Consider the following 22,078-nt stretch of genomic DNA (forward strand, 5'->3'; position numbering starts at 1 on the left):
GGAAAATCTAGCTTGGTATTAAACAGACTGTAAAAAAGCAACGACTCGCTCGTTGCTTTTTTATTTAAACAAAACTTACCTGTTATTTACAAACAAGCATACAAAATAACAAGCCTTCACATGATTATTGCTTAGACTCTGGTTATGATACTTCTAACAAGACAAGGTTTGTTCTTGATTGATTGATGTGACCGATACTCCTTTTATATATCCCAGATAACCCCCAACTCTGGGATTTTTTTTATCTTAAATTTGAGTCATCCATAAAAAAAGGGCGAAATTTCTTCGCCCTTTAAAAAATATCGTGGTCAGTTCAATTAACGACTGTGTACCCGTTGTTCAATTTCATCTACACTGGTGTGACGAACATCTAGACCTTTAACAATATAAATCACCTGCTCGGCAATATTACGTGCATGATCACCCACCCGTTCCAAAGAACGCAGTACCCAGAGAACATTTAATACCCGTGAAATATAGCGTGGGTCTTCAATCATATAGGTCATGAGCGTACGTGTCGCAGATTGATATTCACGATCAATATCGACATCAGCACGCAGTACTTCTAACGCTTGCTCGGCATCAAGACGCGCAAAAGCATCTAGGGCCTCATGGATCATAACGCGGACCTGGTTACCAATATGACGAGTTTCCATAAAACCACGTGGTGAACTACCTTCTTCACATAAAGTTTGTGCAATATTGGCAATTTTTAAGGCTTCATCCCCAATACGCTCCATATCCGTATTGGCTTTGCTCATGGCAATAACCATTCGAAGATCAATTGCGGCAGGATGACGACGTGCCAAAATCAGGGTTAAGCCTTCGTCAATTTCAAGCTCAAGGCGATTTACATTTTTTTCTTGGTATTGAACATCGAGTGACATATTCACGTCAGTATCGAGCAATGCATGAATGGCATTGGTCACTTGCTGTTCGACTATCCCTCCCATTGCCATAAATTTAGCATTCACTTCTTGTAAATCTTCATTAAATTGTGAAGAAATATGATGAGCTAAGACTGGATTTTTTAGGGTCAAGAGAGATCTCCAAAATCGAGAAATGAATTTTTTATTTAAACATAATCTACATGACGCTTTGATGACAAAACCAACAATTTGATATGCTGCTTTTTTTGATTTTCAGTATCTTATTCCTAGAATTCTCAAAAATCATGGAATTTTACAGAGTATGGACATATTTCATTTTTCTTTGACACTTCACTAAATTTGTTAACCAAAATTTGCAACTTTACAACAGCTTTCTTTACATGCTTGCTCTAAAAATATCATCCATAAATTCGCAATGTTAGCAATTGACGATTTAAATTTTTGAGGTTGATTTATGCCAGTTAAACTAGGGCGTTCCATGTTAATGCTCGTACTCTTGATAGCAGGCTGCCATCAACCTCCCAATGAACCACATCAGGAAGAATCGCAACTCCACGGAACACAAAAAACCGTCATTTCTTTGTGCAGTTTGCTCAATCAGCAGATGCAGAACATCACCAATACCAGCTCAGTACAAGACTTGCAGTATGTTAATCAGCAATTAGAGCAATGTTTGCCACAACTTTCGCTGAGCCAACGCCAACAATTACTCTATGCGTCAACCAGCATGTATCAGCGCTTTCTCGCCAGCGACCGCACGACAGAACAACAACGTGCTTTTGATCAATACGCGATGAGCGACAATACATACAACACCAGTTATTTATCTGAGTTTTCACCGCGCGATCGCTATTTGCTCCAGCATCAGGGCAATGCGGCTTATTATGAGGTTTATGATTCTGGCGATACGGGAATTATGTATCGTCGTCAGCCCAAATATTTGCTGCATATTTTTGCGCCTTACCTCCCCAAAGCCGAACAGATTTTTATTGAAACGCTCGCTGCTCAAAATGAACTCCCGATTTTGTCTGGCAACGGTTTTAATATCTCATGGGCTGAAATTTCCAAACGGGCATTGTTTTGGCAAAATTATGTCAAGACGTATCCTGACAGTACTTTGATTGATGATGCACAACGCTTGAAATTCAGATATACCCAGTTTCTCTTTCACGGGGTAAGCAATATGCCCGTATCTAGCAATTATGTCGGTGAGGATAATATTTACCCAGAAGCGCTCGAAGAAATTAAGTATTTAGCGGCACAAGACCACTCTGAGTTAGGGCAACAGGCAAAAAAATTCCTGCATTTTATTCAGATTGCTCCGAGTAAACGTGATGAGAGTATTCCGATTGAACTCAGCCCGAGTGAGCAGCGTTCACCACAAAGTGAGACGATCAAAGCCATGAAACAGCTCGATCATTATATGGGGCTGTATGATCCGCTGGCGCTAGACAGTACACATATTAATCGTGATTGTTTAAGTGATTCTATTTGTATTACCCATGCAGGCAAGGTGGCAAACAGCCTCGTGAGTAAACAGCAATTTTAAGACCATTGCCGTAAAAACAGCCTATTCATGCTATCTTAGGCAGTTATTCTGACTTTATTTTCTTACCCTGAAAACCATGACTTCTGCCCCCTCAGATATATTGAAAGCCATTGGCTTCTTGATTATTTCTGCCTTTTTATTTTCGATTATGGGGGTTTGTATTCGCTATGCCTCACATACTGTAGACAACGCAACTATTGTATTTTTCCGCAATTTTATTGGGTTATTTATTTTTATCCCAATGCTTTTGCAAAAAGGGCCTCAGTTTTTTAAAACTACAAAATTGCGGATGCATTTGTGGCGCAGCATTGTCGGATTATCTGCAATGTATGGCTTTTTCTACGCGATTGCTCATCTTAAACTCTCTAATGCAATGGTGTTTACCTATTCTTCCCCGATTTTTATTCCATTAATTGCATGGTTGTTTTTAAAAGAACGGATTACCAAATCCATGCTGATCGCGGCACTGATTGGTTTAACGGGCGTCCTATGCGTTGCCAAACCAGACTCAGGCATGTTTAACAGTATTTCGCTGATTGGGCTTGTCGCCAGTTTTCTGGCAGCCATGGCTTTTGTCACGGTGCGGGCACTTACCGATACCGAACCTGCGGAGCGGATTGTGTTTTATTTTTGCGCTTTTGGTTCACTGGTGTCTGCCATTCCAATGTTTTGGCTGATTCGAGCTTACCATTGGCATGAACTGGCATTTTTAATCAGTGCAGGTTTGTTGGCCAATATCAGTCAGATTTTTATGTCCAAAGCCTACAGCTTGGCACCTGCGGGGCAAATTGGGCCTGTCAACTACATGGCCATTATTTTTGCAGGCGTTTGGGGATATATCTTTTGGCAAGAATTGCCTGACCCTGTCAGCCTAATTGGTTTTAGCCTGATTTTTGCCTCAATTTTACTGTGCAATCCTGCACTACTTGCCAAATTAAAACCTAAAAATAATGATAAATCTGCCTGTTAACGATCAGAGCCTTGTAAAAATCTTGCAGGGTCTTTTTTCTACATAAAAACATGCTAAGCTGTTGCCATGCTTGACGGAGCGCGAGTAATCCCTCGCTGAGATTGTGTAAATGTCCGCATTTAAACACAAGTACCGTTGAACCTGATCAGGTTAAGACCTGCGTAGGAATCAAGCCATCTAAAAACTACAGCCTGAGATTTATCCTTTCTAACCTGATAAATCCGCCACGTTTTTTGGTCGTGCTTGATTCGTTGATGTCATTCATAAGGATCATGACCATGAACCAATTAACGAATCCGTCCCCTGCTGATATTTCAGCACAACATGAACAAGATGCAAAAGATCTGACCCGTATTTTGCCTGCATCACGTAAAGTCTATGTTCAAGGCTCTCGCCCAGACATTCAAGTGCCCTTCCGTGAAATCTCACTGACTGAAACGCCTACAGGTTTGGGCGGTGAACATAATCCACCTGTCATGGTTTATGACACCTCTGGTGCCTATACCGACCCGAATACGCAAATTGACCTCAATCAAGGTTTGCCGTCAGTTCGTGGTACATGGATTGAAGAACGTGCCGATACCGATGTACTCGACACCTTAACCTCAAAGTTCGGTCAAGAACGCCTCAAAGATATCCGTACCGCAGAAATCCGTTTCGCCCACATTCAAAACCCGCGCCGTGCCAAGGCAGGCAAAAACGTTACGCAAATGCATTATGCCAAGCAAGGTATTATTACACCTGAAATGGAATATATCGCAATTCGTGAAAACCAGCGTCAGCGTGAAAATGTCGACATGCGTCAGCACGCTGGGCAAAACTTTGGTGCGCAAAATCTTAAAGAAATCACCCCTGAATTTGTGCGTCAGGAAGTGGCTGAGGGACGTGCGATTATTCCTGCCAACATTAACCACCCTGAACTTGAACCAATGATTATTGGGCGCAATTTCTTGGTGAAAATTAATGCCAATATTGGTAACTCTGCGCTTGGCTCTTCGATTGATGAAGAAGTAGCAAAAATGACCTGGGCAACCCGTTGGGGCGCTGACACCATCATGGACTTGTCGACAGGTAAAAATATTCATGAAACCCGCGAATGGATTATCCGTAACTCGCCAGTGCCAATCGGTACAGTTCCCATTTATCAAGCGCTTGAAAAAGTCGATGGTGTTGCTGAAGACCTTACTTGGGAAATCTTTAAAGACACCTTGATTGAACAGGCCGAACAAGGCGTAGATTACTTCACTATTCATGCAGGTGTATTGCTACGTTATGTACCAATGACCGCAAACCGCCTGACAGGCATCGTGTCGCGTGGTGGCTCGATCATGGCGCAATGGTGTCTGGCACATCATCAAGAAAACTTCTTGTACACGCATTTCGATGAAATCTGTGAAATCATGAAAGCCTATGACGTGTCATTTAGTTTAGGTGATGGTTTACGCCCAGGTTGTATTCAAGATGCCAATGATGAAGCACAATTTAGCGAACTAAAAACATTGGGTGAGTTGACTCATCGTGCTTGGGAACATGATGTTCAGGTGATGATTGAAGGCCCTGGTCACGTTCCAATGCACATGATCAAGGAAAATATGGACTTGCAACTTGAAGTCTGTAAAGAAGCGCCTTTCTACACGCTTGGACCACTGACGACTGACATCGCACCAGGTTATGACCACATTACTTCCGCGATTGGTGCAGCCATGATTGGTTGGTACGGTACAGCCATGCTGTGCTATGTGACACCAAAAGAACACTTGGGTCTGCCAAACAAGAAAGATGTGAAAGATGGCATTATTACCTACAAGATCGCTGCTCATGCGGCTGACCTTGCCAAAGGACATCCGGGTGCGCAAGTCCGTGACAATGCGCTGTCGAAAGCGCGTTTTGAGTTCCGTTGGGACGACCAGTTCAACCTGAGTTTAGACCCAGACACAGCACGTAGTATGCACGATGAAACCTTGCCGAAAGAAGCACATAAATCAGCACACTTCTGCTCAATGTGTGGTCCTAAATTCTGCTCAATGAAAATCACGCAAAATGTAAGGGATTATGCAGAAAATCAAAAAAATGCAAATCAGCCAGATATTCAAAATCAAGAAGTTGAACAAGGTTTACAGAGCATGAAGGAAACCTACCAGCAGACAGGACAAAAGTTATACCACAAGGTCTAATTTTTGCATAAAAAAGAGTTGCCTTAATTCATAGCTCAGTTAGGATGAAATGAAATATTTCATCCTAATTTTGCTTATGAATATCGTTGAGCATGCAAGCTATAACAAACAAGATGTTGAAGTGACTTCGCGCGAAACATTATTTAAAGGTTTCTTGCAAGTTGAGAAAGTCAGTTTACGTCATCGTTTATTTGAAAAAACTAGCTATACCTCTGTTTTACAACGTGAACTAATTCACCGACCAAAAGCAGCGGGTGTACTCATTTATAATGATCAGCAACAACGCTTTGCCTTGATTGAGCAATTCCGTGTTGGCGCACTCGATGATCAGCAATCACCATGGCAACTGGAAATTATTGCAGGTGTCCTCGATGGGGATGAATCACCAGAAACCTGTATTCGCCGTGAAAGCCTAGAAGAGTCAGGTTGTCAGCTTGACCAACTCCAGCATTTATTCAGTTTTTATCCTTCCGCGGGCGCATGTTCCGAGTTGTTTCATCTGTATGCAGCGCAAGCAGACTTGCCTGAACAGGGCGGAATTTTTGGGGTCGCCGACGAAGGCGAAAATATTCAATTACATCTTTTTGATTATGCTGACCTCTCCCGATTGCTGACCAGCGGACGACTTGCCAATGCGCCTGTAATTATGGCATTGCAATGGTTACAGCAGCATCTTCAAAAATAAATGGCACTCAAGTGTGATAGATGCGATGACACAACAGGCTCAAACTATTATTCAAATTAGCGATACCCACTTGATGGAGCATGCCAGTGCGACATTTGTGGAAATGTGTCCAGAACATAGCTTTCATGGAATTATGCAACATATTGTTGCTGTGCATCCTCAGATTCAAGCCATTGTACACACAGGAGATGTCGCGCAAGATGCAACTCCAACCACGTATGCCCGCTATATGCAATATATGCAGAGCTTAGGCATTCCATTTTATCAAACACCTGGCAATCATGATGATCTGCGCTATTTTCCCTATTCACAATCCACGCCCATCACAGTGATCGATCTAATGCCGTGGACGATCATTTTATTGACAACAACAGTCACGGGAAAAATTGATGGACATATTGATCAAGATCAATTAGATCAATTAGATCAATTGTTACAGCAATTGAATGATCGCTTTGTGCTGATTGGTTGCCATCATCATCCACTGCATATGCAATCAACCTGGATTGATCATCACCGTCTTAAAAATAGTGCCGACCTATGTTCCGTACTTCGTAAATTTCCTCAAGTTAAAGCTGTCATTCACGGACATGTCCACCAAGAATTTTCACAAATTCAAGACAATATCGAATTTTTAGCCGTTCCATCGACCTGTGTTCAGTTTGAGCCTCATAGCCATAATTTTGCTTTAGGACATAGCGATGCACCCGGTTATCGTGTATTGGATTTGTATAATGACGGACGTATAGACAGTAGGGTTTACCGTGTCAATCACCTCATTCCAAAAATAAATAACGAGATTTCAGGTTATTAACTTTTCATTTTGTGCAATTTCGATTAAGTTAACCGTCTTGAAAAAGGATCGCTTGGGTAGAATTTAAGACTATTCAAGTATGCAAAAAGTCTTTATGATGACGACCCCTTGAGCATGAATTCACTTAAGGGTGAAATAACAAAAAACTTGCATATCACCATAGCGATTACGTCGATCTCGATGTATATGATGAGGAATGCCCTATTATGGCGAATGACAACCTAAACCAAGTCTTAGATGACCACACCGATGCACCGAAACGTGCACGTAAGACCAAGCCTAAGGCTTCTGAAGGCAGCTCAACAGCAAGCTTATTCGGTATCGCTCCTTATGAACCGAAGAAAAATGAAGAGTATATGTCTGAAGGTCAGCTTAAGCACTTCCGTCAAATTCTTGAAGCTTGGAAAGCCGAGCTTATGTCTGAGGTTGATCGTACACTTAACACCATGCAAGACGAATCAACTGCATTGCCAGACGTAAATGACCGTGCAACGCAAGAAGAAGAGTTTGCCATTGAACTGCGTACACGTGACCGTGAACGTAAACTGATTCGTAAGATTGAACAATCTCTTGCTGCAATCAAAGATGAAGATTATGGCTTCTGTGAAACTTGCGGTATTGAAATTGGTTTACGCCGCTTAGAAGCTCGTCCAACAGCGACTTTATGTATCGACTGTAAGACTTTGGCGGAAATCAAAGAGAAGCAAAACAACGGTTAAACCATGAGTGAATTGCAGTCCATGCAGTCTGCTTACGTGGGTCGGTTTGCGCCATCGCCAACTGGCCCGTTGCATTTTGGTTCACTGCTCACTGCTGTTGCCAGTTATTGTGATGCCAAATCGCAAAATGGTACATGGCTGGTTCGTATTGAAGACACTGATATTCCCCGCATTTACTCGGGAAGCGAAGCGCATATTTTACGTTGTTTGGATGCCTTTGCATTTGAATCTGATACCGAGATTATTTTCCAAAAAGATCGCCTCGATCTATATCAAAATGTACTCAATCAACTCCAACAACAAGACCTCGTCTATGCTTGCCAGTGTACCCGTAAAATGCTCGGCTCAAATGCCATTTATGCAGGGACTTGCCGCAAGCTAAAATTACCATTTGAACATCAAGCCATTCGGGTCAAAGTCAGTGATCAGCTCATCTGTTTTGACGACCGCCTACAAGGTCAGCATTGCTCCAACCTCGCCTATGACCTCGGTGATTTTGTCTTGAAGCGCCGCGATGGCATTATTAATTATCAACTGGCTGTCGTGGTCGATGACTATTTACAAGGCATGACCCATGTCGTGCGTGGTGCAGATCTGCTGGATAATACCGAACGGCAAATCTGGCTCGGAGAATTACTGGGTTATCCACGCCTTAGCTATATGCATTTGCCACTTGCCATGAATGCTCAGGGGCAAAAACTCTCCAAGCAAAATTTGGCACAGGCACTTGATCCGACACAAGCATCACAGCTATTACAACAGGCAATTGCCGCCTTACATCAGTTACCAGTTGAACTGGATCATCCTGCCCGTATGCTGGCACAGGCAGTCGCGCAGTGGGATGTCTCACGAATTCCGCAAACCACGCAACTTACACAGATTTATCAATAAAAAACCACGCAATTGCGTGGTTTTGTTTTAGAAGTTTGAGACTTCCTGATTAGGGTTGGTCTGTCTGGTCGATGAGTCAATTTTCAGGACAAAAGCAATCATCACCGCACACATCATCAGCGATGTACCGCCATAACTAATAAACGGGAGCGTCAAGCCTTTGGTTGGCAGCATGCCCATGTTCATACCTGCATTCACCAAAATCTGCATCAGGAAAATCATGCTAATGCCGTATGCCAAATAACCTGCACGCAAGTAGTTATTTTTTAAGGCACGTTGCCCAATCCGCACACAACACGCCAGCATAATAAACTCAAGTGCCAACACTGTCGTAATGCCTATAAAACCAAACTCTTCACCCAAAATAGCCAGCATGAAGTCAGTATGTGCTTCAGGCAAATACGACATTTTCTGCATACTATGTCCAAGCCCGACACCAAACCATTCCCCACGTCCAAAAGCCATTAAGGCATTCGATAACTGGTAACCTGAACCCAGCGGATCTGCCCACGGGTTACTGAACGACACCAGACGTTCATAACGATACGGTTCAAACACAATCAGGAACACCAAGGCGATCAGAATCGCGCCAATATAAAACAGGAACTGGATGATCGGTGCACCTGCCAAAAAGAACACCCCAAACATCATCATCACAATCACGACCGTTGCACCAAGGTCGGGTTCAGCCAAAATCAAGCCAACCGTAATGGACATGATCCCACCTAAACGCACCAAGCCCATCCAGCTATTGCGGACTTCATGGGCACGGCGCACCACATAATCTGCGGTAAAGATTGCCATCATCAATTTGGCAACTTCCGTTGGCTGCAAGGTAAAACCTGCTATACGAATCCAGCGCGTCGAACCATTGACCTCGGTTCCCACACCAAGTGCGACCACTAACAGGCCAATCGTAACTAACCAGAACAAAAAGGTATTTTTAAACCAGTAGTCCAATGCAAACTTGGAGGTGACAAATGCCGCAATGGCAGCAATCACAATCGAAATTGCATGTCGTTCCAAGAAATAAAATGGATCATGCTGCTTGGCATCGGCATAAGGCATTGATGCCGAACCCACCATGACTGTCCCGATGACCAGCAGACTCACCACACAGAAAATCAAAATATTACGTGCGGTGATTTCAGTCGGTAGTTTCGGGACAATGCGAGTACAGAAACTTTGCAGTTTGCTCATACCCTGAGTAATTACAGCCATACGTGCTCCCTGATTCTTGCTTATGCAGACAAGGCTTGTACACAAGCCACAAACTGATGTCCTCGGTCAACATAACCCGTAAACATGTCGAAACTTGCACAAGCAGGTGACAGTAACACCACATCATGCGCTTGAGTGTGCTGTTGGCATAACACAACTGCCTGCTGCAAACTATCAGCATGTAGCAACTCGGTTGTACCTGCAATCGCCTGTTCAATGAGCGGAGCATCCTCACCAATCAACACGGCAACCTTGACATATTTTTGTAGCGAATCACGCAAGGCTTTAAAATCTTGCCCCTTGCCCTGACCACCCAAAATCACAGCCACTTTACCCTGCTGAGCTTCAATTGCTGCACCCAAACCATCAATGGCAGCCAAAGTCGCACCAATGTTGGTGCCTTTAGAATCATTGTAATAACGCACATCTTGTACAGTTGCCACGTATTCACAGCGATGTTCCAGACCTTTAAACTGCTTTAAAGTTTCCAGCATAGAATCCATTGGTAAACCAATCGCTTCACCGAGTGCCAAACATGCCAAAGCATTGGCAACATTGTGCGTACCCTGAATATACATGTCAGAACTTTTCAGCAAACGCTCACGTCCACGCGCCAACCAGATCGTGCCATCCAGATCTTTTAAAATACCGTACTGCTGAATGTCAGGGGCGTTTAAACCGAAGCTCTGCATCGGCGTGGTGTCAGGAACTAAAGGGCGGGTTAAATTATCATCGCGGTTAAACACCACTTTTTTCACGCCTTGGAAAATACGGTGTTTGGCTTGATGATAACCCCACATATCGCCATGACGGTCAAGGTGGTCTTCACTCATGTTGAGTACCACCGCAACTTCAGCATTGAGATGCGACGTAGTTTCAAGTTGAAAACTAGATAATTCCAAAACCAGCAATTCAGGATCATCTTTGAGCAAGTCCAGTGCTGGGCGACCCAAGTTCCCGCCTACAGCCACTTTTTTACCTGCATCTTTTGCCATTAAGCCGACCAGTGTGGTGACTGTACTTTTGGCATTGGAACCTGTAATTGCGACAATCGGTGCATCGGTTGCACGGCGCAATAACTGCACATCACCCACCACAGAAATGCCTTGAGCAATCGCTTGCTGAATTTCAGGCAGTTGTGGCGCAAGCCCTGGACTTAAAATAATTTCTTCGGCTTGCAAGAGCAAATCAACATCCAGTTTGCCAAAACTGGTCTGCACATGACTTGGAATCTGATCATGTCCAGGCGGTGTGGTACGCGAATCGGTCACCGCAACCTGATAACCCTGTTCCACCAAAAAATTAACGGCTGAAACACCAGAAATACCAAGCCCTGCAACGACTTTCAATCCACCGCGTTGTATTAACATATTTGCCCCATCGCATTTATTTTTAAACTTGGCAAATGTTAGCACTTTGCTTTTTGGAAAGCTTTTCCTGATCGTGGCTTATCGCATTTTTTTTGTATATTCACGTAAAAAAACCGCCAGTTTTTGGCGGTTTTACAACTCGGCTTGATGGGATTATTTCCACTTCACCGCTTGAACTGTAACTTTATTTTTAGGTTGTGCAGCACTGTCGGCACTACAACCACAGCCACCCGAGCAGCCTGCTGGCATTGCGGGACGTAGCCATTTTGCCAAAGTCATCCAGCCGCGCTGCTCACAACTGCGTGCTAAAGCAGAAAACACTTTATATGCAGATTGAGGAAAGATTTTTTTAAAGGTATAGATGGCACTCCAAAGCACCAATACCGCAATAATCAGATAACTGACCATATTTACCTCCGCTTGCATTTAACCCAAATAACGGGATGCAATTTGATAGGTTAAAAATGCTGCAAAATAGGCCAAGGCAAATAGATAGCTGGTCATCCAAGCCACCATTTTCCATGAACCTGTTTCACGGCGTACTGTTGCCAATGTCGATAAACAATGTGGTGCATAGATGTACCAAACCAAAAGCGACAAACCTGTTGCCAGACTCCAGCCACTACCTGGCGCACTAATTAAATGACTTAAACCCTGTGCCATTGCATCATCATTGGCGGCGGACAATGCATACACCGTTCCAAGAGATGCCACCATCACTTCACGGGCAGCCATCCCTGGAATGAGGGCGATACAAATTTGCCAGTTAAAACCAACAGGTGCAAAGAATGGTTGCATAAAATGCCCAATTTGCCCTGCGAAACTGTAATTAATTGGCGATAAAGCGGCATGTTCTGGTGCTTGCGGAAAACTACATAAAAACCAAAGCAAAATAGATAAGGCGAAAATAATCCCACCCACGCGCTTCAAGAAGATTTTGGCGCGATCCAGTAACCCAATTCCAATACTTTTCATATTTGGAAAACGATAACTTGGCAACTCCATGAGCAAGGCATATTGAGATTTGTCTTTCTGGAAAAACTTCAGTACGAACGCCACAATTAACGCGCTGATAATGCCTGCCATATACAACGCAAACAGCACCAAGCCTTGTAAATTAAACATTCCCCACACCATTTTGTTGGGAATAAAGGCTGAAATCAGTAAGGCATACACAGGCAAGCGTGCCGAGCAAGTCATGAGAGGCGCAACAAAAATCGTAGTCAGGCGATCTCGCGGATCCTGAATGGTTCGGGTTGCCATAATCCCAGGCACAGCACAGGCAAAACTCGACAATAACGGAATAAATGCACGCCCACTTAAACCTGCTTTATACATGAGTTTATCCAGCAAAAATGCTGCGCGTGGCAAGTAGCCCGTTTCTTCCAGAAGCAAAATAAAGAAGAATAAAATCAGAATCTGTGGCAAAAAGACCACAACACCGCCAGCGCCTGCAATCACGCCATCAACCACCAAACTGTGTAACAATGGCTGAGTCACTAATTTGCCCATCTCAGTGCCCAACCAAGAAAATGCTTTGGTAATGGCTTCCTGAAAAGGCGCTGCCCAAGTAAAGACCGCCTGAAACACCACAAACATCAGCAGGGTTAGAACAACAAACCCCAATACAGGATGTAAAAAAATGCGGTCTAAAAATTCGGTACGTTTATCTTCATGATCTGAAAAGATCACGACATCTGCCAAAATCTGTGCAACTTTCTGATGTGGGTCTCCCACCAAACCGTTCATTTCGGTCTGTGGCAAGGCAAATTTTTTCTGACCCAAGGCATCAATCAGATTCATAACACCCGATGAGGTTTTGGCAACAGTTTCAACAACAGGAATACCAAGACGTTCAGACAGTTTCTGTGAGTTAATCTGAATGCCACGGCGGCGGGCTTCATCCATCATGTTTAAAACTAGCAGCACTGGGCGTCCAAGCTCGATGACTTCTAGAACCAAACCCAAGTGCAAACGCAAGTTAGTGGCATCGACCACACACAAAAATGCATCCTGCTGGCTTTCATCTTTGATTTTGCCAAGACAGACATCACGAGTGACTGCTTCATCGGGACTGGTCGCTTCGAGACTATAAGTTCCTGGCAAGTCCAGTACCCGCACCTGATTGCCAGAAGGTAACTGAAAAAAGCCGATTTTACGTTCAACCGTGACGCCAGCATAGTTGCCGACTTTTTGACGGGTTCCCGTCAGTTGGTTAAAGACTGAGGTTTTGCCACAGTTTGGATTGCCAACCAGAGCAACACGCAAGGTTTCGCTCATGCTACAACTCCCTGTGCGGAAATTTCAATTTTCTGGGCTTCTGCTTTTCGCAAGGCAAAACGAGTAAATCCAATCTGAATCAGCAGTGGATCACCACCGAAAACCCCTTTGGCAACAACTTTCACAGGTGTCCCTGGAATAAAGCCCAAGGTTTCCAATCGACTTGCTATTAAATCCGCCTTGCCATCATCAACAATTTGACGGTTGACTTTGGTAATGACAGCGGTTTGTTTTACCTTTAAATCTGATAACCGCACAGCGTTCTACTCACAGACATTTGATTTATTATAAACATAAATGAGAATAATTTACATACACTACTTGCATCTAGCTTAGCTTTACAATTCGACTTTTACGGAAATTTATTCTAGAGTGAAATAGCATTTTTGATCCTCATATATATCCGCTAGATGATAAACAAAAAACCTCGTATTCCAACGGCGATTAATATTCCAAAAAATTTAGAATTTTTATTAGGTTATCGCGACTATCTTGTGGCTCAAACCGTCAGCCCACACACCCGAAATGCCTACTTGTCCGACTTGATTCAGTGTAGCCAATATCTGGAAAAACCGTTGTTAGACTGGTCAAGTGAAGATATTACCGATGTATTGATTGCGTTAACACAACAAGGTAAAAGCCCGCGTTCAATTGCCCGCCTGTTGTCTGCACTACGCTCTTTTTTCAAGTTTTTACGAGAACAACAACTACGCACCGACAATCCGCTGAGTACCCATAAAACCCCAAAACTTGGGCGCGCCCTGCCTAAAGATTTATCTGAAAGCCAAGTTGATGCACTGATTCAAGCACCCAATACCGAAACCGCACTCGGTTTACGGGATCGAACCATGTTAGAAGTGCTCTATGCTTGCGGCTTGCGGGTTTCGGAGCTCATCACGCTGCGCCTAGAATTACTCAATCTTAAACAAGGCTATGTCCGAATTGTTGGTAAAGGCAATAAAGAACGTCTAGTTCCATTGGGGCAAATTGCTTGTGACTGGATGGAACGCTACCTAAGTGAATCACGTTCACAACTGTTAAAATCGAGCAGTGACTATGTGTTTTTAACCCAGCAAGGTGGCATTATGAGTCGGCAGAATTTCTGGTATGCCATCAAACGCTATGCCCTACAAGCGGGTATCGACTTTGACATTTCACCACACACTTTACGGCATGCTTTTGCCACACATTTACTCAATCACGGTGCCGACCTGCGCGTGGTACAAATGCTTTTGGGACATAGTGACCTATCCACCACCCAAATTTATACTCATGTCGCACAAATTCGTATGCAGCAGCTACATCAACAATATCACCCCCGCGCCTAACCTCTCGCTGTGTTATCGAAGAATTACACAGAATAATGAAAATTCACGAAGCATCACGCATTTTTTGTTATGCTAACGATGTTTTCTTTTTATTGACCAGTCAAAGGGTTATTTATGTCCTTGCACCGTTCCAAAATTTTCCTAGCATGTACACTTGCCGCTGCTGGTATGCTCAGCGCGTGCTCTAAAGATAAAAATACTGAACAAAAAACTGATTCTCTGACTGCAACAGCGCCAGCAACAGGGCAAGCTTCGCCAATTTTAGAACGCAATGCCAAACAACGCTTAATCAATACCCTGCAAGAAAGTTTAAAGAAAGCAAATATCAACGTTAAAATTATTGATATTAAAACCACTGAAATTCCAAATATTTACTGGGTCAACCTAGATGGCATGCCATCAGTTTATGCCACGGCTGACGGTAAATACCTGATTCAGGGTGATGTGCTGCGTTTAGGTGACACGAAACTGCAAAATGTCAGTCAATCCTTACAAGCCGCTGAAAACAAAAAACTGTTTGCTGCACTTAATTCAAAAGATTTAATTGTTTACCCTGCTCAAGGCACGACCAAACACATTGTCTATGTATTTACCGATGCCAACTGTCCGTACTGCCATAAACTGCATGAGCATTTGCCTGAGATCAATGCCAAAGGCATTGAAGTCCGCTATATTGCTTGGCCACGTGGCGAGCAGTTCTTCCCGACTATGGAAGCCATTTGGTGTAACAATGACCGTAAAGCAGCCTTTAATGCAGTAGTGCAAGGTCAGCAAATTTCTGCCGTACAATGCAACAGTCCTGTAAAAGCCCAATATCAGCTCGGAATCAAAATTGGAGTCAACGGCACACCTGCAATTTACTCGCAAGATGGTTTATACCTTGGCGGCTACCTCAGCCCTGAAGAACTAGAGCAACATTTGGAAAAATAATCTGAAATAAGGTGAAGATATTGTGATCTTCACCCTAGAGTCTGTGCATTTTTTTAGCTATGATCAATCTCAATCGCAATAAATACTTGGAGTGTGACGTGAAACCAGTTCGCCTGGCTATATTAGGTCTTGGTACCGTAGGTGGTGGTGCCCTTAAATTATTACAAGAAAACGCCGCTGAAATTAAACGTCGCACAGGTCGAGAAATTCAAATTACCTACGTTGGTACCCGCCGCCCTCGTCCAGACTTAAATTTGGAAGGGATTAAACAAAGCGCTGACTTGTTCGAAATCGTTCGTCAACCCGATGTCGATGTTGTGGTTGAAGTCATGGGCGGTATTCATCCTGCTTATGAAATCATCAATGAAGCGATTAAACATGGCAAACATGTCGTAACTGCCAACAAAGCACTACTCGCTGAACATGGCAATGAACTGTTTAAAGCGGCTGAAGATCACAAAGTTCAGATTGCTTATGAAGCTGCGGTTGCGGGTGGAATTCCAATTATTAAAGTCATTCGTGAAGGTTTGGCTGCCAATAAAATTGATTGGTTAGCAGGTATCATCAATGGTACAGGTAACTTCATTCTGACTGAAATGCGTGACAAAGGTCGTGCCTTTGCAGATGTATTAAAAGAAGCACAAGAGCTTGGTTATGCAGAAGCTGATCCAACTTTTGACGTTGAAGGCATTGATGCTGCGCACAAACTCACCATTTTAGCCTCTTGTGCATTTGGTATGCCTTTACAGTTTAGTAAAGTTTATACTGAAGGCATCAGCAAAATTACTGCGCAAGATGTGAAATACGCTGAAGAACTTGGCTTTCGTATCAAACACTTGGGAATCGCCCGTCGTACTGACAAAGGCATTGAGCTGCGTGTTCACCCAACCTTGATTCCATCCGAAGAACTGATTGCTAATGTCAACGGCGTGAAAAATGCTGTTCTCGTTCAGGCGAATGCTGTCGGCCCAACCTTATATTATGGCGCTGGCGCTGGTGCTGGTCCAACTGCTTCGGCTGTAGTTGCCGACATCGTGGATATCGTGCGTGACATTTCATATACCGAAGATGGCGCAGGAACAATCCCACAGTTGGCTTTTGAAGCATTGACGGACACGCCAATTTTGAGCCGCGAAGAAATGACCACAGGTTACTATATTCGCCTCAATGCTGAAGACCAAACTGGCGTACTTGCTGATGTTACGACCATTCTAAGCCGTGCAGGCATAAGTATTGATGCCATCATGCAACAGTCCCGTTTAAAAGATCTTATTCCTATTGTGATTCTGACCGATCCAATCGTGGAATCAAAAATGGATGAAGCGCTTGCTCAAATTCAAGCGCTGCCTGCCATTCATGGCGAAATCGTGCGAATTCGTTTAGAATCGCTGGATAACTAATCAGGTCGAGGGGAGCGTTCCCCTCTACGTGCTTCTTCTTTCATTGGAACATCATCATGTCGAATGCCAATCGTTATACTGGTCTTGTAGATCGTTATCGTGATCGTTTACCTGTATCTGCAACTACACGTGCAATTTCTTTAGGTGAAGGTAACACCCCTCTCATTAAACTGGAGAATATTCCACGTATTATTGGCAAAGATGTTGAAATCTATGTGAAATATGAAGGTCTTAACCCAACAGGTTCATTTAAAGACCGTGGTATGACCATGGCCGTAACCAAAGCGGTTGAAGCAGGTTCAAAAGCAATTATTTGTGCATCGACAGGTAACACTTCTGCGGCTGCGGCAGCTTATGCAGCACGAGCAGGCATTAAAGCATTCGTTTTAATTCCAGAAGGCAAAATTGCCATGGGTAAAATGGCGCAAGCCATGATGTACGGTGCAATCACCATGCAAATCCGTGGGAACTTCGACGATGGTATGCGTCTTGTAAAAGAAGTTGCCGACCAAGCACCTGTGACGATTGTAAACTCAATCAACCCTTACCGTTTACAAGGTCAAAAAACCATTGCCTACGAAATCGTAGAAGCTTTGGGTCGCGCACCAGATTATCACTGTTTGCCTGTCGGTAACGCAGGGAACATCACTGCACACTGGATGGGTTATACAGAAGCAGTTGCCAATCAACCTGCTGACCAGTTTGAAGCTGTGATTTATGATGCTGAAACGGATCAATTTACAGGGCCAAAACCTGAAGGCTTACCAACCATGGTCGGTTATCAGGCTGCGGGCGCTGCACCGTTTTTACGTGGCGCACCTGTTGCCAACCCTGAAACCATTGCAACAGCAATCCGTATTGGTAATCCGCAAAGCTGGAACCATGCTAAGGCTGTAGTACGCGACTCTCAAGGTTGGTTCGATGAGCTACAAGATGCTGAAATCCTAGAAGCACAGCGTTTGCTTTCGATGTATGAAGGTGTCTTTGTTGAGCCTGCGTCAGCAGCGTCACTTGGCGGTGCTATCCGTGACATTAAAGCAGGTAAAATTGCTGAAGGTTCTGTAATTGTATGTACTGTGACTGGTAACGGTTTGAAAGACCCAGACACAGCAATTAAACAATGTGCCGATGCAGTCATGTTGTCGATTGATGCCACTATGAATCAAGTGAAAGATTCTATTCTTTCAAATATGTAAGCGTTTCGCTTAAATATAAAAAAACCAGTTGTTTACAACTGGTTTTTTTATTTCCATTCGTTATTACAGGCCATCCACTAAAGTCCTGAAAATGTTTTCTTTTTAAGAATTTTCCAGCTCAGCCAAGCATTATTGCTTAAATACTATTCTTGAATGTAAAAAAGCCTTTCATCTTGGAAAAGCTTTTTTTGAAAAGTGGTTCATTCTAAGGATTTAGATTTGTTTTGGTAATTGATTAACCCAACTCAACAAATGCGTTGCATCGCTATTACGTGACTGTGTTGTTGGTTCTCCCAATAAAACCACGACGGTTGGACGCGAATTCACAGTTGCATGCATAACAACACAACGCCCCGCTTCATTAATATAACCTGTTTTAGACAGATTAATATTCCAACCACCATTGCGGACTAAGGCATTGGTGTTATTTGATTTCAATACACGATAGCCCAAATCAAAGTCATAATGCGGTGTTGATGAGAACTGACGAATTACACCATAGCGTGAAGCTTCAGCCACTAGAATCCCTAAATCGCGTGCTGATGACACATTACGGGCATCTAAACCTGTTGATTCATAATAATGAGTTGCACTCATACCAAGCTGGCGCGCTTTGGCATTCATTGCCGATACAAACGCAGGTTTTCCCCCTGGATAAGTACGTGCTAACGCTGCTGCTGCCGGGTTTTCTGACTTCATTAAAGCCACCAGCAAAACTTCTGCACGGTTCATCTTGTCACCAGGCTTTAAAGTAGAGCTGGCGTGTTTTGGACCGTCAAAATCACTTTGTTGTAAGGTAATCTGCTCAGACATATTTAAATGTGCATCAGCAGTAACAACAGCCGTCATCAATTTGGTAATGGATGCAATCGGGCGTGACGCATTGCTATTTTTACTATACAGTACTTCACCAGTATGAGCATCCATAACCAATGCTGAACCTGCTGCCACAGCAGGGCTATTACTCGCAAAGCGAGTATCTGTGACATGTGGTGTACGTAATGTCGTGGTACTGGTGCCTCTGCGTACAGAAGTTTCAGCATTGTTTCGATCTTGGCTCAGGAGCTGTTTTGCCTCATCAGTTGACCAGTTTAGTTTTGCTTGGGAAGCTGCCCCCGAGCCACTGTTCACGATGAGTTCAGCAAAACTATTGGCACTCAACCCTATTAGCATCGACATGCTTACAGCACGTACTAAAGATTTTTTTAAACTTTTCATCATATTACACTCAACTCAGGGGTGGTAAGATACATTTGTGTATAATCACAAAAATGCCTTACATTTACACAATAGACTCGCTCTTTTAAAGTTCAGTAATTGTGCATAACTTTTAGGTTATATTTTAGGATAGCATTGCTAATTTTGTCGTTTCATTGCAAGCTTAATTTGCTTTATGTAACAAAAAAATCATTTAGATTGGGAGGTGTTGCTCGTGATTTCGGTTTTAGTTGTGGATGATCATGAATTAGTACGCACAGGGATTTGTCGTATGTTGGCAGACCATGCGGATGTTGAAGTCATTGGTCAAGCCGAATCAGGAGAAGAAGCCTTGACTCTCGCACGCCAATATCGCCCAAATGTAGTGCTACTCGATGTCAATATGCCTGGTATCGGTGGTGTAGAAACAACACGGCGTTTATTACAAATTACACCTGAAACCAAAGTTATCGCTGTGAGCGGTTTGGCTGAAGAACCTTATCCGTCTTTATTACTCAAGGCAGGTGCGAAAGGCTATATTACCAAAGGTGCACCCATTCAGGAAATGCTCCGTGCCATCAACAAGGTAATGCAAGGTGGTAAATACTTTAGTGCTGATATTGCTGAACAATTGGCAAGCTCGTATTTATCGGAAACGCAGAAATCTCCTTTTGACCAACTCTCCGAGCGTGAAATGCAAGTTGCCATGATGGTGGTCAACTGCCATAGTGCGCAAGCCATTGCAGATAAGCTATTTGTGAGCGTAAAAACAGTCAACACCTACCGCTACCGTATTTTTGAGAAGCTGGAAATTGACAGTGATGTCAAATTGACCCACTTGGCAATTCGTTATGGCTTAATCAAACCTTAATCAGGTTCTGTATATGCATGCAGCACTACCGAGCTCCAATCCCAGCACGTTATATCGTCTTGGGATATGGTACGGCGTTTATCGACTGATTATTTCTTTTAGTCTAATTCTGATTTTTTTTCTCACTTTTCAAAAACTCAAAAGCAACTATGAACATATCGGGGTGTATCTTTTCACCCTGTTGGCTTATTCATTTTTAGGCACTTTACAGTTACTTGCACTTAAGCTTTTTCCGATTGCACTGCCTAGACAGCTGCTCTTGATCAGTCTGATCGATGTCGGATGTTTTTCTAGCCTGACTTTTGCAATGGGCGGCCCGACCCTACATATCGGCTTACTGTTTGTTATTACCATTTTCGTTACCAATCTACTCATTAGCCGTAGCCAGGCGTTCAGTATTACGCTACTTTCAGTTATCGCTGTACTCTACCTGCAACTTTTTGGTAGCTGGTTTATGACCTCTGATCTGAGTAAGATCGGGAATAGTACATTTCTTGCCTTCTTATTTTTTGTGGTCTATTCGACTGGACAATTTGCAGTACAACGCTTTCGGTTACTGGAAAATATCAGCATTTCACAGTCATTAGAATTATTACAATTACAGAATATTAATCGCTATATCCTCGAACAGATTGATATGGGCTATCTGGCCATTGATGAAAAAATGCAAGTGGTGCTGAGTAACCCTGCGGCTTATACGCTGCTTGGTATTCCAGCACTGATGGTTTTTCGCTCTGCTCCCTTAGAAGAAATTCAGCCTGATTTGTATCAATATTTACAGCAAAACTCGGCCAACCAAGGCGAGCGCTTTATTTTTGAAACAATGCAATCTCGCTATAGCATTCATATTCGGGTACAAAAGCTGGAACTGCCACAGCAAACTTTAACCCTATTTGTGATGCAAGATGCACAGAAAATCAACCAGCAAGTTCAACAACTTAAACTGGCTGCGCTTGGACAACTTTCCGCGAGCATTGCTCATGAAATTCGTAACCCGCTTGCCAGTATTGTACAAGCCAATAACCTGCTGATTGATGCTGATAGCGAGCAGCACCCGATGTTGATTAATATGATCCAGAAACAGACGCAGCGTATTGATCATATTATTCAGTCAACATTGAATATGGCTCACAATCAGGCAACATTGCCGATTGATATTCAGCTCAAACAATTTTTACCGCAACTGGTTCTTGAAGATCTATATGAAGTTCATCATAAAATTATTGTTGAAGTTCGAGATGCTGTACTCATTTCATTTGATGAAGCACAACTTCGCCAAGTCCTGATCAACCTGATTCGCAACGCATTGCGTCACACTGCTCCAGAAAAGCCACAAATCTGTGTATATGCCTATCAACAAGATGGCTATGCTTTTATTGATGTGGTTGATTTTGGAGAAGGAATTACTGCCGATAAAGTACACAGCCTGTTCCATCCATTTTTTACAACACAAATTGATGGAACAGGTCTAGGCTTGTACCTTTCACGTAGTTTTTGTGAAGCAAATCAGGCAAAATTAAGTTATGTCAAATTACAAGACGGTACTTGTTTCCGCATTGAATGCCCTGCCATTCAAATACAATAAATAAGCTA

General features: G+C 43.2%; 20 protein-coding genes and 1 riboswitch. Of the genes, 13 read left to right on the forward strand and 7 right to left on the reverse strand.

Features of this window, described 5'->3' with window-relative positions; all coding sequences use genetic code 11:
- Positions 1–317: 317 nt before the first annotated feature.
- Positions 318–1,040 carry a phosphate signaling complex protein PhoU gene (phoU, locus tag E0H77_RS05110; protein ID WP_131312356.1) on the reverse strand — a complete coding sequence of 241 codons (723 nt, stop codon included), beginning with the start codon at positions 1,038–1,040 and terminating at the stop codon, positions 318–320.
- Positions 1,041–1,344: 304 nt separating this feature from the next.
- On the opposite strand from phoU, the gene E0H77_RS05115 reads away from it, so the two are divergent.
- From E0H77_RS05115 to gluQRS, 7 genes are all read left to right on the forward strand, one after another.
- Positions 1,345–2,439, forward strand: a complete 1,095-nt coding sequence (locus E0H77_RS05115) for a hypothetical protein (RefSeq protein WP_131375544.1) — start codon at positions 1,345–1,347, stop codon at positions 2,437–2,439.
- 76 nt (positions 2,440–2,515) lie between these two features.
- On the forward strand, positions 2,516–3,409 hold the full coding sequence (locus E0H77_RS05120) for a DMT family transporter (protein WP_131375546.1): 894 nt from the start codon (positions 2,516–2,518) through the stop codon (positions 3,407–3,409).
- A gap of 64 nt (positions 3,410–3,473) precedes the next feature.
- Positions 3,474–3,594, forward strand: a riboswitch (TPP riboswitch).
- A gap of 93 nt (positions 3,595–3,687) precedes the next feature.
- Positions 3,688–5,583: a phosphomethylpyrimidine synthase ThiC gene (gene thiC, locus E0H77_RS05125; RefSeq protein WP_131375548.1), complete on the forward strand. Its 1,896-nt coding sequence runs from the start codon at positions 3,688–3,690 to the stop codon at positions 5,581–5,583.
- Between the two features lie 76 nt (positions 5,584–5,659).
- Positions 5,660–6,268, forward strand: coding sequence for an NUDIX domain-containing protein (locus tag E0H77_RS05130; protein ID WP_131375923.1), 609 nt, complete (start codon positions 5,660–5,662; stop codon positions 6,266–6,268).
- Between the two features lie 25 nt (positions 6,269–6,293).
- Complete coding sequence (locus E0H77_RS05135; protein WP_131375550.1) at positions 6,294–7,082, forward strand: metallophosphoesterase; 789 nt, start codon at positions 6,294–6,296, stop codon at positions 7,080–7,082.
- Between the two features lie 206 nt (positions 7,083–7,288).
- Entirely contained in the window at positions 7,289–7,801 is a 513-nt protein-coding gene (gene dksA, locus E0H77_RS05140; RefSeq protein WP_131312361.1) for an RNA polymerase-binding protein DksA, read from the forward strand.
- A 3-nt stretch (positions 7,802–7,804) separates the two neighbouring features.
- Positions 7,805–8,692: a tRNA glutamyl-Q(34) synthetase GluQRS gene (gene gluQRS / locus E0H77_RS05145; RefSeq protein ID WP_131375552.1), complete on the forward strand. Its 888-nt coding sequence runs from the start codon at positions 7,805–7,807 to the stop codon at positions 8,690–8,692.
- 27 nt (positions 8,693–8,719) lie between these two features.
- On the opposite strand, the gene ftsW is transcribed toward gluQRS, so the two are convergent.
- The 5 genes from ftsW to E0H77_RS05170 form a co-directional block, all read right to left on the reverse strand.
- Positions 8,720–9,913 (reverse strand): putative lipid II flippase FtsW, encoded by a 1,194-nt coding sequence (gene ftsW, locus E0H77_RS05150; protein ID WP_131375554.1) that lies wholly within the window; start codon positions 9,911–9,913, stop codon positions 8,720–8,722.
- A gap of 20 nt (positions 9,914–9,933) precedes the next feature.
- Positions 9,934–11,283, reverse strand: coding sequence for a UDP-N-acetylmuramoyl-L-alanine--D-glutamate ligase (gene murD / locus E0H77_RS05155; RefSeq protein WP_131375556.1), 1,350 nt, complete (start codon positions 11,281–11,283; stop codon positions 9,934–9,936).
- Positions 11,284–11,436: 153 nt separating this feature from the next.
- On the reverse strand, positions 11,437–11,691 hold the full coding sequence (locus E0H77_RS05160; protein WP_131375558.1) for a DUF6587 family protein: 255 nt from the start codon (positions 11,689–11,691) through the stop codon (positions 11,437–11,439).
- A gap of 18 nt (positions 11,692–11,709) precedes the next feature.
- Entirely contained in the window at positions 11,710–13,563 is a 1,854-nt protein-coding gene (gene feoB, locus E0H77_RS05165; protein ID WP_131375560.1) for a ferrous iron transport protein B, read from the reverse strand.
- Entirely contained in the window at positions 13,560–13,820 is a 261-nt protein-coding gene (locus E0H77_RS05170; RefSeq protein WP_131375562.1) for a FeoA family protein, read from the reverse strand. The genes feoB and E0H77_RS05170 overlap by 4 nt, the downstream gene beginning before the upstream one ends.
- A gap of 153 nt (positions 13,821–13,973) precedes the next feature.
- Between E0H77_RS05170 and xerD the strand changes: the two genes are divergently transcribed.
- From xerD to thrC, 4 genes are all read left to right on the forward strand, one after another.
- Positions 13,974–14,891 carry a site-specific tyrosine recombinase XerD gene (xerD, locus tag E0H77_RS05175; RefSeq protein WP_131375564.1) on the forward strand — a complete coding sequence of 306 codons (918 nt, stop codon included), beginning with the start codon at positions 13,974–13,976 and terminating at the stop codon, positions 14,889–14,891.
- Positions 14,892–15,005: 114 nt separating this feature from the next.
- Entirely contained in the window at positions 15,006–15,821 is an 816-nt protein-coding gene (locus E0H77_RS05180) for a DsbC family protein (RefSeq protein WP_131375566.1), read from the forward strand.
- A gap of 98 nt (positions 15,822–15,919) precedes the next feature.
- Positions 15,920–17,221 (forward strand): homoserine dehydrogenase, encoded by a 1,302-nt coding sequence (locus E0H77_RS05185; RefSeq protein ID WP_004902561.1) that lies wholly within the window; start codon positions 15,920–15,922, stop codon positions 17,219–17,221.
- A 56-nt stretch (positions 17,222–17,277) separates the two neighbouring features.
- The gene (gene thrC / locus E0H77_RS05190; protein WP_131312370.1) at positions 17,278–18,417 is read left to right on the forward strand and encodes a threonine synthase; all 1,140 of its coding nucleotides are present in this window, start codon (positions 17,278–17,280) and stop codon (positions 18,415–18,417) included.
- A 213-nt stretch (positions 18,418–18,630) separates the two neighbouring features.
- On the opposite strand, the gene E0H77_RS05195 is transcribed toward thrC, so the two are convergent.
- The gene (locus E0H77_RS05195) at positions 18,631–19,635 is read right to left on the reverse strand and encodes a serine hydrolase (protein ID WP_165491500.1); all 1,005 of its coding nucleotides are present in this window, start codon (positions 19,633–19,635) and stop codon (positions 18,631–18,633) included.
- A 214-nt stretch (positions 19,636–19,849) separates the two neighbouring features.
- Here E0H77_RS05195 and gacA point away from each other — a divergent pair, with 214 nt between their 5' ends.
- Complete coding sequence (gacA, locus tag E0H77_RS05200; RefSeq protein WP_004749929.1) at positions 19,850–20,485, forward strand: response regulator transcription factor GacA; 636 nt, start codon at positions 19,850–19,852, stop codon at positions 20,483–20,485.
- A gap of 13 nt (positions 20,486–20,498) precedes the next feature.
- Positions 20,499–22,070 (forward strand): sensor histidine kinase, encoded by a 1,572-nt coding sequence (locus E0H77_RS05205; RefSeq protein ID WP_131375570.1) that lies wholly within the window; start codon positions 20,499–20,501, stop codon positions 22,068–22,070.
- Positions 22,071–22,078 lie beyond the last annotated feature (8 nt).

Source organism: Acinetobacter brisouioides (genome assembly GCF_004331075.1).
Taxonomy (GTDB): domain Bacteria; phylum Pseudomonadota; class Gammaproteobacteria; order Pseudomonadales; family Moraxellaceae; genus Acinetobacter.